Consider the following 14724-nt stretch of genomic DNA (forward strand, 5'->3'; position numbering starts at 1 on the left):
CACATCGGTGACCGACCAGTCCACCAGGCCCACCATCGCGGCCTCACACTCGGCGACCACCCCCGCGAACACCGGGGTCTCCTCCAGGAGCCGGGCACCCATCGCCGCCCACTGCGCCCCCTGACCCGGGAAGACGAACACCGACCGCCCCACCGGACCAGAAATCCCCGACACCACACGGGCCGACGGCTCACCACTTGCCAACGCACCCAGACCCGGAGCGAACTCACCACCCAGCACCACAGCCCGGTGCTCGAACCGCGCCCGCGTCGTCGCCAGCGACCAACCCACCGACACCGGATCAGAGCCGGCCAACGCGCCCAACGCCACCGCCTGCCCCCGCAACGCCCCGGCACTCCGTCCCGACAACAACCACGGAACCACCGACGACGATTCGATCGCGGTCTGCTCCTCGACAGGCGGTGGCTCCGGCGCCTCCTCCAGGATCACGTGCGCGTTCGTCCCGCTCATCCCGAACGCCGACACACCCGCCCGCCGCGGACGATCCTCCCCCCGAGGCCACTCCCGCGCCTCCGCCAGCAGCTCCACCGCACCCGCCGACCAGTCCACATGCGACGACGGCGTACCCAGATGCAGCGACTTCGGCATCACGCCGTGCCGCATCGCCTGCACCATCTTGATCACACCCGCCACACCGGCCGCAGCCTGCGCATGGCCGATATTCGACTTGATCGAGCCCAGCCACAGCGGATCGTGGTCCGGGCGGTCCTGCCCATACGTCGCGAGCACGGCCTGTGCCTCGATCGGGTCGCCGAGCGAGGTACCCGTACCGTGCGCCTCCACCACATCCACATCCGCGGAAGCCAGCCGCGCATTGGCCAGCGCCTGCCGGATCACCCGCTGCTGCGACGGACCGTTGGGCGCGGTGAGACCGTTCGACGCACCGTCCTGGTTCACGGCCGAGCCGCGTACCACCGCCAGCACCTGGTGGCCGTTGGCCCGGGCGTCCGACAGCCGCTCCAGGAGCAGCATGCCCACGCCCTCGCCCCAGCTTGCTCCGTCGGCGTCGTCGGAGAACGGCTTGGAGCGGCCGTCCTCGGCCAGTGCGCGCTGGCGGCTGAACTCGATCAGCGAGATCGGGGTGGACATGACGGTCACACCGCCGGCGAGCGCCATCGTGCAGTCGCCCTCCCGCAGTGCCTGACATGCCGAGTGCAGCGCGACAAGGGAGGAGGAGCAGGCCGTGTCGATCGTGACCGCCGGGCCTTCGAGACCGAAGGAGTACGCGACCCGGCCGGACAGGACGCTGGGCGAGTTGCCGGTGCCGAGGAAGCCCTCGGAACTCTCCTTCGCCGCCGCGAGCATGCCGCCGTAGTCCTGGTAGGTCACACCGGCGAAGACACCCGTGCTGCTGCCGCGCATCGTGTGGACGTCGAGGCCGGCGTGTTCCATCGCCTCCCAGGAGATCTCCAGGAGCAGTCGCTGCTGCGGATCCATGGAGACGGCCTCGCGCGGGCTGATGCCGAAGAAGCCCGCGTCGAACTGGCTCGCGTCGTGCAGAAACCCGCCCTCGTGGACGTAGCAGGTACCGGGGTTGTCCGGGTCCGGGTCGTACAGCGCGTCCAGGTCCCAGCCGCGGTCGGTCGGGAAGGCGGAGATCGCGTCGGTGCCCTCGGCGACGAGTCGCCACAGGTCCTGGGCGGTGTGTATGCCGCCGGGATAACGGCAGCTCATGCCGATGATGGCGATGGGATCGTCGAGGCCCGCGGCCGCACGGGCCCGGGCCGCCGGGGCGGTGGCGGGCTCGGGTCCGCCGAGGAGTTCGTCGCGGAGGTGGTCGACCAGGGCGCGCGGCGTCGGGTAGTCGAAGACGAGTGTTGCGGGCAGCCGCAGGCCGGTCTCCTCCGCGAGTGCTTCGCGCAGTTGGACGGCGGTGAGGGAGGTGAAGCCGAGGTCGCGGAAGGGCAGCTCCGCGTTGATCGTCTGCGTGCGGGGCTGCTCGAGCACGATCGAGGCGCGGCGGCGCACGATCTCCAGCAAGGCGTCACGCTGTTCCGGCCGGGGCAACGCGGCGAGGCGGTCGCGGAGTGCCTGGCCGCCGCCGGACACGGCTGCGGCGGCCTTGCGGCGTGCGGGAGGGCGGGGCGACGAAGCGTCCGCCTCAGCCTCGGGGGCCCTGGTCGTCCGGTCCGTGGGGGTGGAGAACGGGGTGCCGTCATAGGGCCGCAGGGTCAACGCGTCTGCGGTCAGGACCAGTTCGCCGGAGGTGTCCGCGACGGTGATGGTGTACGCGCCCTCCGCTGTGCCGGGCGCGATCGCGATGCGCAGCAAGGACGCGCCGGTGGCGTGCAGGGTGACTCCGCTCCAGACGAACGGGAGCCGACCCGCTCCTGCCGCGCTCTCGTCGTACGACAGGGCCTGGAGCGCGGCGTCGAGCACGGCCGGGTGGAGGCCGAACCGGTCTGCCTCGCCGCGGAATTCGTCGCCGAGCACGACCTCGGCGAACAGTTCCCCGTCCCGCCGCCAGACGGCAGTCAGCCCCTGGTAGATCTCTCCGTAGCCGAAGCCACGTTCGGCGCGGGCCGGATAGTGGTCGTCGATGTCGACGGCGGTGGCTCCGGCGGGGGGCCAGGCGGTGAGCCCGGTGTGCTGTCGTCCGGACGCGGCACCGAGGACGCCGCTCGCGTGGCGGGTCCACGGCTGTCCGCCGCTGCGGGAGCTGATGCGGAAGGGACGGCTGCCGGCCGCGTCCGCGGTGTCGACGATGACCTGCAGCTGGACCGTCTGCCGTTCCGGCAGGACCAGCGGGGCCTCCAGGACGAGTTCCTCGATCCGGTCGCAGGCCAGGTGGTCACCGGCACGGACGGCGAGCTCCACGTATCCGGTGCCGGGGAACACCGCCTCGCCCGCGACCTGGTGCTCGGCGATCCACGGATGGGTACGGGCGGATATCCGGCCGGTGAACACGTGCCCATCGCCGTCGGAGAGTTCCACCGCCGCACTCAGCAGCGGGTGCTTGAGCGGTTCGGCCCCAAGGGCACCGACGTCCGAGACACCCGACCCGCCATCCAGCCAGTAACGCTGGTGCCGGAAGGCGTAGGTGGGCAGGTCGACGGCCCGGGCGCCGGCGGGGGCGTAGAACGCCGTCCAGTCGACGTCGGCCCCGTCCGCCCACAGGCGGGCCAGCGCCGTGACGGCGGTGACGGGTTCGGGCTGCTTACGGTTCAGCGCCGCGACGGCGAGGGCATCGCCGTCGTACGTCTCGTCGACAGCACCGGTCAGCGTGGCATCCGGGCCCAGCTCCAGGAGACGTGTCACGCCCAGCGCCTTCAGGTGACCGATCGCGTCGGCGAATCGAACCGTGCCGCGCACCTGATCCACCCAGTACGACGCGGTGAACCCGGTGACCGGCTCACCCGTCAAAGTGGAGACGATCGGGATACGCGGACTGTCATACGTCACCTCACCCGCGGCAGCCGCGAATTCGCCCAGCATCGGGTCCATCAGCGCCGAGTGGAAGGCGTGGCTGACCTCCAGCCAGCGTCCCTGACGATCGGGCAGACGGCTCGCTACGGTCTCGACCGCTTCGCGGGTGCCCGACAGGACGACCTGACCGGGAGCGTTCACCACCGCCACCGACACGCCGTCGACCAGCAGCGGGGTGACCTCGTCGGGGGTTGCCCGTACCGCCCACATCGCACCGCCGGCAGGCAACGCCTGCATCAACCCGGCACGCGCCGACACCAGCCTGCACGCATCGGCAAGCGAGAACACCCCGGCCACATACGCGGCAGCCAGCTCACCCACCGAATGACCCACGAGGTAATCGGGGCGCACACCCCACGACTCAAGCAGCCGGAACAACGCCACCTCGACCGCGAACAACGCAGGCTGCGCCCACCCCGTCCGGCCCAGGGCCTCCGCATCGGTGAACATCACCTCGCGCAACCCGTCGAAGTGACCGCACACCTCGTCCAAGGCCGCCGCGAACACCGGGAACGCCTCCGTCAGCTCCCGGCCCATACCCAGACGCTGACCACCCTGCCCCGAGAACACGAACCCGGTCAGGCCGGCACGGGAGATACCCGACACCATTCCCGATGTCGGCTCACCGGCCGCCAGCGCCTCCAGTCGCGTACGCAGTTCGTCGGCGTCGCCTCCGAGGACGACTGCCCGGTGTTCCAGGAACGACCGGGTGGTGACGAGTGACAGACCCACGTCGGTCGCGTCCAGACCCGCCACCGCACAGGCCAGCCGGCCGGCCTGTGCGGTCAGTCCCTCCGTGGAGCGTGCCGACACGGCCCAGGGCACCACCGGCAGGGTGGCGTCCGGAGCCGTCTCCGGTGCCTGTTCGAGGGCAGGCGCCTCTTCGACGATCACATGCGCGTTGGTGCCACTGACCCCGAACGCGGACACACCCGCGCGGCGCGTGCGCTCGCCACGCGGCCACTGCCGGGCCTCCGACAGCAGTTCCACCGCACCTGCCGACCAGTCCACGTGCGAGGACGGAGTGTCGGCGTACAGCGTTTTGGGCAGCTCGGCGTGGCGCAGCGCGAGCACCATCTTCATGATGCCCGCGACACCGGCCGCGGCCTGCGTGTGCCCGATGTTGGACTTGACCGAACCCAGCCACAGCGGCTGGTCGGCGGGCCGGTCCTGCCCGTACGTGGCCAGCAGCGCCTGTGCCTCGATCGGGTCGCCGAGCGAGGTGCCCGTGCCGTGCGCCTCCACCACGTCGACGTCCGCCGGATCCAACCGCGCGTTGGCGAGGGCCTGCCGGATGACCCGCTGCTGCGAGGGACCGTTCGGCGCCGTCAGACCGTTGGACGCACCGTCCTGGTTCACGGCACTGCCCCGCACGACCGCCAGCACCTGGTGACCGTTGCGCTGTGCGTCCGAGAGGCGTTCCACCAGGAGCAGGCCGACGCCCTCGCTCCAGCCGGTGCCGTCCGCGTCGTCGGAGAACGCCTTGCAACGGCCGTCGGTGGCAAGTCCCCCCTGGTGAGCGAAGTCGATGAAGGCATCCGGGCCTGCGATGACCGTGACACCGCCGGCGAGAGCGAGCGAGCACTCCCCCGACCGAAGCGCCTGCACGGCGAGGTGGAGGGCGACGAGCGAGGACGAGCAGGCCGTGTCGACGGTGACCGCCGGGCCCTCGAAGCCCAGCGCGTACGAGATCCGGCCGGACAGGACGCTGCCCGAGTTGCCGGTGATCAGGTGGCCGCCGACCCCGTCGGGCACGTCGTTCACCTGGTTGAGATAGCCGGAGCTGCCGGCGCCGACGAAGACGCCGACCTTGTCGCCTTTCAGGGACAGCGGGGCGATGCCCGCGCGTTCCAGGGACTCCCAGGCGACTTCGAGGAGCAGCCGCTGCTGCGGGTCCATGGCGAGGGCCTCACGCGGCGAGATCCCGAAGAACGCGGCGTCGAAGTCCGCGGCACCGGAGAGGAATCCTCCTTCACGGGTGAAGGAGGAGCCGGCGGCGTCGAGGGCGTCCAGATCCCAGCCACGGTCGGCGGGGAACGGAGTGATGGCGTCGGCCGCTCCGGAGATCACCTGCCACAGGCCCTGCGGGTCCGTGGCGCCGCCGGGGAAGCGGCAGCCCATCGAGACGATCGCGACCGGCTCGTCGAGGACCGCGTGGACGGCTTCGACACGTTCGGGCCGCTGTTCGGTGCCCAGCAGCCGGTCGACGAGGAAATCGGTGAGTGTCGCCGAGGTGGGGTGGTCGAAGACCAGTGTGGCGGGCAACGACAGGCCGGTCGCCACGCGCAGCCGGTCACGGAACTCGACCGCGGTGAGCGAGTCGAATCCGAGGTCGCGGAAGGCGTGCTCCGGTTCGATCGCCGCGGCACCCGCGTGGCCGAGGACCGCCGCGGCCTCGCCGCGGACGAGTGCGAGGACGTGGCGGCGCCGCTCCCGGTCGTCGAGGTCGCGCAGTTGATCACGCAGGCGGGCAGCGGCGTCGTCCCCGTCGGCGGCGGCCTGGCCGTGGTCATCGGTGCGGGCCGTGTCGAACGCGGCGAACAGCGCGCTGGACCGGCGCAGGGTGAAGGTCGGCAGGAAGCGGTCCCAGTCGACGTCCACGACCGATACGCAGGGCTCGTCAGCGGACAGCGCCGACTCCAGCGCGGCCATCGCGTCATCGGGCGACAGGGCCGGCAGTCCGCGTCTGCGCAGATCGTCCCGGGCGCCCTCGGCGTCGGCCATGCCGCCGCCGTCCCACGGGCCCCAGGCGAGGGAGGTGGCAGCCATGCCCTGACCGCGGCGCCGGGTCGCGAGGGCGTCGAGGTAGGCGTTGGCGGCCGCGTATCCGCTCTGGCCGCCGCTGCCCCAGGTGGCCGCGATGGAGGAGTAGAGCACGAACGCGTCGAGGTCACGGTCGCCGAGCAGTGCGTCGAGGTTCGCCGCCCCGGCCGCCTTCGCGCCCAGCATCGCGGCGAGGCCGTCGGCGTCGGTGTCACCCAGGACCACGGCCTGGGTCAGGCCCGCGGTATGGAAGACGGACCGGATCGCGGGTCCTGCGGCCTCGATCAGGGCGACGGCCGCCGCGAGGGACGTACGGTCGGCGAGGTCGCAGCCGGCGAAGGTGACGGTCACGCCGCGCGCTTCCAGTTCCGTACGCAGTTCGGGGGCGCCCGGGGCATCCTCACCCCGGCGGCTGACGAGCGCGATGTGCCGTGCGCCCCGGTCCACCGCCCAGCGGGCCAGCCGGGCGCCCAGCGCGCCGGTGCCACCGGTGATCAGGACCGTGCCCGAGGGCGTCCATCCGGCGGCCGTATTCTCCAGCGACGCGGAAACGAGCCGCCGTCCGAGCACGGCCCCGCCGCGCACGGCCAACTGGTCCTCGCCCTCGGCGCCGCCCGCCAGCACCTCCACCAGCCGGGCGACGGCACCGCCCACCGGCCGCTGCGGAACATCGACGAGACCGCCCCAGCGCTCCGGCTCCTCCAAGGCGACGACCCGACCCAGGCCCCAGATGGCGGCCCGCACCGGATGCGAGAGTTCATCGCCTGCTCCTGTGGACACCGCCCCCGACGTCACGGACCACACCTGGACGTTCGCCTCGGCGTCAGCCAGGGCCTGCACCAGCGTGGTCGTGGCCGTCAGACCGAGTGTGAGACCGGGGCGGCCCGTGTGTTCCCGCTCGTCCTGGCCGAGGAACGACACCACACGCATTCGGTCGGAGGACTCGGCAGACCCGGTGAACTCCGCGAGGCGAGCGACCAGGGCCGCCCGGTCCAGATCCATGGGCTCCAGCCGCAGCCGGGTGACCCGAGCGCCGCGCGCCGCCAGCTCCTCGGCGAGGGCTCCCGCCCAGGGGTCGTCGACGTCCGTCGGCTCCGGTTCCACGATCAGCCAACTCCCGGACAAATCAACACTGTTGACCGGCCCGGTCGGCGTCCAGCCGATCCGGTGGCCGAGCCGGTCCACGCCGGCGCGCTCGCTCCGGCGACGCTGCCACGTACTGAGTGCCCTCAGGACATGGCCGGGGTCGGCATCGGGTGCGACTCCGAGCGACTGCGTGAACGCGTCCAGGTCACCGCCCTCGACGATCTCCCAGAACGCGGCGTCCGCACCACCGGCGGCGGGCTCGGCCGGCCGGGGCTGATGCCGCGGCCAGTAGCGCTGGTGCTGGAAGGCGTAGGTGGGCAGGTCGACGGTGCGGGCGCCGGTCGGTGCGTAGAACGCCGTCCAGTCGACGTCGGCGCCGTCCGCCCACAGGCGGGCCAGCGCCGTGACGGCGGTTGCGGGCTCGGACTGCTTACGGTTCAGAGCCGCTACGGCGAGCGCGTCCTCATCGGTCTCACCGATCGCCGCTACGAGACCGGCGTCCGGGCCCAGCTCCAGGAAGCGGGTGACGCTAAGGGACTTGAGGTGGGTGATGGCGTCGGCGAAGCGGACCGTACCGCGTACCTGGTCGGTCCAGTACGACGCGGTGAACTCGGTGACCGGCTCACCTGTGAGCGTGGAAATGATCGGAATGCGGGGGCTGTCATACGTCAACTCGCTGGTTATGGCAGCGAATTGGGACAGCATCGGGTCCATCAGCGCCGAGTGGAAGGCGTGGCTGACCTCCAGCCAGCGTCCCTGACGTTCGGGCAGACGGCTCTCTACGGCCTCGACCGCTTCGCGGGTGCCTGACAGGACCACCTGACCGGGAGCGTTCACCGCCGCCACCGACACACCCTCGACCAGCAGTGGAGTGACTTCCTCGAGCGTCGCGCGTACCGCCCACATCGCACCACCGGCGGGCAACGCCTGCATCAACCCGGCACGCGCCGACACCAGCCGGCACGCATCCGGCAGGGACAGCACCCCGGCGACGTGCGCGGCAGCCAGCTCACCGATCGAGTGACCGACGAGGTAGTCGGGGCGGACACCCCAGGACTCCACCAGCCGGAACAACGCCACCTCGACCGCGAACAACGCGGGCTGCGCCCACCCCGTGGACTTCAACGCCTCCGCATCGGTGAACATCACCTCACGCAGCGACCGGTCCAACAGCCCGTCGAAGTGCGCGCACACCTCATCCAGGGCAGTGGCGAACGCGGGGAAGGCATCCGCCAGCTCCCGGCCCATGCCCAGACGCTGACCACCCTGCCCCGAGAACACGAACCCGGTCAGGCCGTCCCGGGTCACCACGGGCACCACCGGCTCACCCAGCCGCGTACGCAGCTCATCGGTGTCGGCGCCGAGAACAACTGCCCGGTGCTCCAGTGCCGCCCGGGTCGTCGCCAGCGACAACCCGACATCGACCGCGCCCAGACCATCCACCCCGGAAGCCAGCCGCCGCACCTGCCCCGCCACACCGGCCGCCGTCTTCGACGACACCACCCACGGCACCACCGGCAGCACAACATCCGCATCCGCCACCGGCGCCTCCTGGGCGGCCGGTGCCTCCTCGATGATCACGTGTGCGTTCGTACCGCTGACCCCGAACGCGGACACTCCCGCCCGCCGCGGCCGGTCACCCGGTGCCCAGTCCCGCGCCCGGTCCAGCAGTTCCACGGCTCCGTCCGACCAGTCCACGTGCGAGGACGGAGTGCCGACGTGCAAGGACCGGGGCAGCGTCTCGTGCTGCATCGCCAGGATCATCTTCATGACACCGGCGACACCCGCGGCAGCCTGCGTGTGCCCGATGTTCGACTTGATCGAACCCAGCCACAACGGCTGCTCCGCAGGCCGGTCCTGGCCGTACGTGGCGAGGAGCGCCTGCGCCTCGATCGGGTCACCCAGCTTGGTGCCCGTACCGTGCGCCTCGACCGCGTCGACCTCAGCAGCCGTCAGACCGGAGCTGGCCAGCGCCTGCCGGATCACCCGCTGCTGCGACGGACCGTTCGGCGCCGTCAGACCGTTCGACGCACCGTCCTGGTTCACCGCACTGCCGCGCACCACCGCCAGGATCTGGTGCCCGTTGCGGCGGGCGTCCGACTGCCGCTCCAGCACCAGGACACCCACACCCTCGCCCCAGCCCGTGCCGTCCGCGTCGTCCGAGAACGCCTTGCACCGGCCGTCCCCGGCCAGACCACCCTGCCGCTCGAACTCGATGAACGCACCCGGCGTCGACATCACCGTCACACCACCGGCCAACGCAAGATCACACTCACCCGACCGCAACGACTGCGCCGCCAGGTGAAGGGCGACGAGCGAGGACGAGCAGGCCGTGTCGATGGTGACGGCCGGGCCTTCAAGCCCCAACGCGTACGAGACCCGCCCCGACAGCACACTGCCCGAGCTCCCCGTCCCGCCATAGCCCTCGGCGGACTCCCCCGCCAACGCCAACGCCGCCGGGTAGTCCTGACCGTTCGTCCCGGCAAAGACGCCCACCGGAAGTCCCCGCAACGACGACGGGGCCACGCCCGACTGCTCCAGCGACTCCCACACCACTTCAAGCAGCAGCCGCTGCTGCGGGTCCATGGCGAGGGCCTCGCGCGGCGAGATCCCGAACAGGCCGGCATCGAAATCCGCCACGCCCTCGACGAACCCACCGACCTGGGCGTAGTCGCCGCCGGCGAGGCCGATCTGCTCCCAGCCTCGGTCGGCGGGGAAGCCGCCCAGGGCGTCGGTGCCCTCGGCAAGCAGCCGCCACAGTTCCTCCGGCGAGTCCGCACCCCCGGGGAAGCGGCAGCCCATACCCACCACGACCACCGGGTCATCACCCACGGCCTGGAGCACCGGCCTCGCACCCGGAGCAGCGGCCTCCGTCTCCGCACCGAACAACCGGGACAGGAGCTCGTCGGTCAGCGCCTCGACCGACGGGAAGTCGAACACCACGGTCGAAGGCAGTTTGAGCCCGGATGCCGTGGTCAGGGCGTTACGGAGTTCCACCGCCATCAGTGAATCGAGACCCAGGTCGCGGAAGGCCGTGGACACCCCGACGGCCGCCGTGTCCTGGAACCCCAGCACTGTCGCGGCCAGGCGCCGTACGGTCTCCATGAAGGTCGTCCGGCGGGCAGCGGGTGCAAGACCGGCGAACTGATCCTTCAACGCCTCGGCGCCAGTGCGCGGTTCGGTCGTGGTGGTGCCGTGCGGGCCAACCTCGTCCCACAGACGGTTCGCTCGCAACGCCGTCATCCCGGGAACGAAACGCTCCCAGTCCACATCCGCGACCGTCACACACCCCGACGCCGAACCCAATACGTCGAGGGCGGTGTCGGGATCGAGGGGTCGTACGCCGCCTCGGCCCATCCGGGCCAGGACGGTGGCGTCATCCGCCATCCCGCCCTCGGCCCACGGACCCCACCCGATCGAGGAGCCGGCCAGACCCTGGGACCGGCGGAACTCCACCAACCCGTCCAACGCCGCGTTCGCCGCCGCATACGCACCCTGCCCCGCACCACCCCACACACCCGCCGCAGATGAGAACAGCACGAACGCGTCGAGGTCACGGCCCAGCGACGCGTGGTGAAGATTCCACGCACCCCCTGCCTTGGCGTCCCACACTCCGGCCACCCGGTCAGGGGTCAGGCCGTCAACGACACCGTCGTCCAGCACCCCAGCCGTATGCACCACCGCCGAGACATCGAACCGGGCGAAGAGCGCATCCACCTCCCCGCGCACCGCAACATCGCAGGCCACCACATCAACCTCGGCACCCAGCGCACACAGCCCATCCCGCAGCTCCTGCGCACCCTCCGCCTCCAGGCCACGCCGGCTCACCAGCACGACACGCCCAGCACCCCGCTCCACCACCCAACGCGCCACCCGCGCACCCAACACACCCGTACCACCCGAAACCAACACCGTCCCCGACGGCGACCACTCCGCACGGACAGACCGGGCAGGAGCAAGGCGACGACCGAGGACCGTCCCGCCGCGCACGGCAACCTCGTCCTCATCCCCGAAACCACCGGCCAGCACCTCCACCAGCCGGCCGACGGCCTCCCGGGACGTCAATTCCGGGACATCAACCAAGCCGCCCCAACGCCCCGGCTCCTCCAAAGCCACCACCCGGCCCAGACCCCACACACCAGCCCGCACCGGATGCGACACCGCATCCCCCGCGACGGTCGACACCGCACCCGACGTCACCGACCACAACAGGCCACCGACCTCGGCATCACCAAGCGCCTGCACCAAAACAGCCGACGCCGCGACACCGCTCGACCCCTCCTCGTCCTGGCCCAGGAACGACACCACCCGCCCGCAACCGGCGAACTCCCCCAACCGAGCAGCCAACACCGCCCGGTCCGGGCCCGCAGACTCCAGTCGCAGCCGGGTAACCGCCCCGCCCCGCACCGTCAGTTCATCCGCGAGCGCATCCGCCCACACGTCCTCGGCATCCGCCGACTCAACAATCAGCCAGCCACCCGACACCTCAACACCGGCGGACTGCAAAGGCGCCCAGGACACCTCATAACGCAGCTTGTCGGCCGCCTCACGCTCACGACGACGCCGCTGCCACGCCGAGAACGCCGGCAACGTCTCCCGCAACGGCGCCCCGACATCCACACCGAACTCCGCCGCGAACAACTCACCGTCACCACGCTCCACCGCATCCCAGAACACGGCATCAGCAACCGAAGCCACCACCGGCTCCCGCCGCACACCCGGCCAGAAACGCTGACGCTGGAAGGCGTAGGTCGGCAGATCAACGACCTGGGCACCGGTCGGCGCGAAGAACGCCGCCCAGTCCACGCGGCCGCCCTCCGCCCAGAACCGGGCCAGCGCCGTCACCGCCGTGGGTCCTTCGGGCTTGTCCCGGCGCAGCATCGAGACGGCGAACACCGCGTCGTCGCTCACCTCACCGACAGCACCGACCAGGGAGGCATCCGGTCCGATCTCGACCAGCCGCGTGACGCCCAGCGCCTTCAGCCGGGAAACGGCGTCGGCGAAGCGGACCGTGCCGCGGACCTGGTCCACCCAGTACGACGCCGTGAAGTCTTCGCTCAGCTCACCCGTCAGCGTCGACACGATCGGGATGCGCGGGCTTTCGTACGTCACCTCGCCTGCCGCAGCTGCGAAGTCGGACAGCATCGGGTCCATCAGGTGCGAGTGGAAGGCGTGGCTGACCTCCAGCCAACGCCCCTGACGGCCCTCAAGAACGGAGGCAGAGGCCACCGCTTCGACCGCCTCGCGCGTCCCGGACAGAACGACCTGGCCCGGAGCGTTCACCGCCGCCACAGAGACACCCTCGGCCAGCAGCGGCGTGACCTCCTCCACCGTCGCCCGTACCGCCCACATCGCACCACCAGCAGGAAGCGCCTGCATCAAACCGGCGCGGGAAGCCACCAGCCGGCACGCGTCGGCGAGCGAGAAGACCCCGGCCACGTGCGCGGCGGCCAGCTCACCGACCGAGTGACCGACCAGGTAGTCCGGGCGCACCCCCCACGACTCCACCAGCCGGAACAACGCCACCTCTACCGCGAACAATGCGGGCTGCGCCCAACCCGTGTTCTTCAACGCCTCCGCGTCACCCGACATCACCTCACGCAGACCCTCGAAGTGACCGCATATCTCATCCAGGGCGGCCGCGAACACCGGGAAGGCCGACGCCAGCTCCCGGCCCATACCGACCCGCTGACCACCCTGACCCGAGAACACGAACCCGGTCAGCCCGCCCCGGGCCACCACCGGTACCACCGGCTCGCCCAGCCGCGCGCGCAGCTCGTCGGCGTCCGCACCGAGAACGACGGCCCGGTGCTCCAGGGCCGCCCGGGTCGTCGCCAGCGACAAGCCGACGTCGACCGCGCCCGAACCGTCCACCCCGGCCGCCAGCCGCCGCACCTGCCCCGCCACACCGGCCGCCGTCTTCGACGACACCAGCCACGGCACCACCGGCAGCACCACATCCGAAGCCGCAGCCAGCTCCTGCGCCACGACGTCCGAGTCCGTGTCGGGCGCTTCATCGGCGGCCGGCGTCGCCTCGGCGGACGGCGCCTCCTCGATGATCACGTGCGCGTTCGTACCGCTGACCCCGAACGCGGACACACCTGCCCGCCGCGGCCGGTCACCGGGCGTCCAGTCCCGCGCCCGGTCCAGCAGCTCCACCGCACCAGCCGACCAGTCCACATGGGTCGACGGGGTCTGCGCGTGCAGGGTCCTGGGCAGCAGCCCGTTCCGCATCGCGAGCACCATCTTCATGACGCCCGCGACACCGGCCGCCGCCTGCGTGTGCCCGATGTTCGACTTCACCGAACCCAGCCACAACGGCTGCTCCGGCGTACGGTCCTGGCCATAGGTGGCCAGGAGCGCCTGCGCCTCGATCGGATCACCCAGCTTGGTACCCGTACCGTGCGCCTCCACCGCATCCACATCCGCCGACGACAGGCGGGCATTCGCCAGCGCAGCCCGGATGACGCGCTGCTGGGACGGGCCGTTCGGGGCGGTCAGGCCATTCGAGGCACCGTCCTGGTTCACCGCGCTGCCCCGCACCACCGCCAGGACCTGATGGCCGTTGCGGCGTGCGTCGGACAGTCGCTCCAGGACCAGGACACCCACGCCCTCGCCCCAGCCCGTGCCATCCGCGTCGTCCGAGAACGCCTTGCACCGGCCGTCCCCGGCCAGACCACCCTGCCGCTCGAACTCCACGAACGCACCCGGCGTCGACATGATCGCGGCACCGCCGGTCAGTGCGAGCTCGCACTCCCCCGCCCGCAACGACTGCGCCGCCAGATGCAGAGCCACCAACGACGACGAACACGCCGTGTCCACGGTCACCGCCGGGCCCTCGAGCCCCAGCGCATACGAAATCCGGCCGGACAGGACGCTGCCGGCGCTGCCGGTCATGATGTAGCCGTCGAGCCCGTCGTCGGCGCCCAGCAGGACGTCGTAGCGGGACGGGGAGCCGCCCATGAAGACGCCGACCTTCTCGCCCTTCGTGGACATCGGCGCGATGCCCGCCCGCTCCAGCGACTCCCACACGACTTCGAGGAGCAGCCGCTGCTGCGGGTCCATGGCGAGGGCCTCGCGCGGCGAGATCCCGAAGAGGGCGGCGTCGAAGTCGGCAACGTCGCCCAGGAATCCGCCCTGGGTGTCGGGGCCGACGCCGGGAAGGGTGAGGTCCCAGCCGCGGTCGCGTGGCACGGGGGACATGGCGTCCACCTCGTCCACGACGAGCTGCCACAGGTCGTCGGACGAGCGGACGCCGCCCGGGAACCGGCAGTTCATCGCGATGATCGCGATGGGTTCCCGGGCCGCGTCCTCCACTTCACGGAGCCGCTTGCGGGTCTCGTGAAGGTCGGCTGTAGTCCACTTGAGATAGTCGCGAAGTTTGTCCTCGTTCACCGTACGGACCGTCTCCTGTTGGCGTCGCCACGG

Annotated in this window: 1 protein-coding gene (only partly in view); it reads right to left on the reverse strand. The window is 71.3% G+C overall.

The window, feature by feature from the left end:
• Nucleotides 1–14691, reverse strand: partial view of a type I polyketide synthase gene (locus OG878_RS41030; protein ID WP_328891799.1) — the 5' portion only. The gene continues 9384 nt to the left of window position 1, outside the view; 14691 of the gene's 24075 nt are visible here — the first part of the coding sequence; it begins with the start codon at nt 14689–14691; its stop codon lies off the left edge, out of view.
• Between the last annotated feature and the right edge of the window lie 33 nt (nt 14692–14724).

The sequence above is a fragment of the Streptomyces sp. NBC_00316 genome (genome assembly GCF_036158715.1).
In the GTDB taxonomy this organism is placed as follows: Bacteria; Actinomycetota; Actinomycetes; order Streptomycetales; family Streptomycetaceae; genus Streptomyces.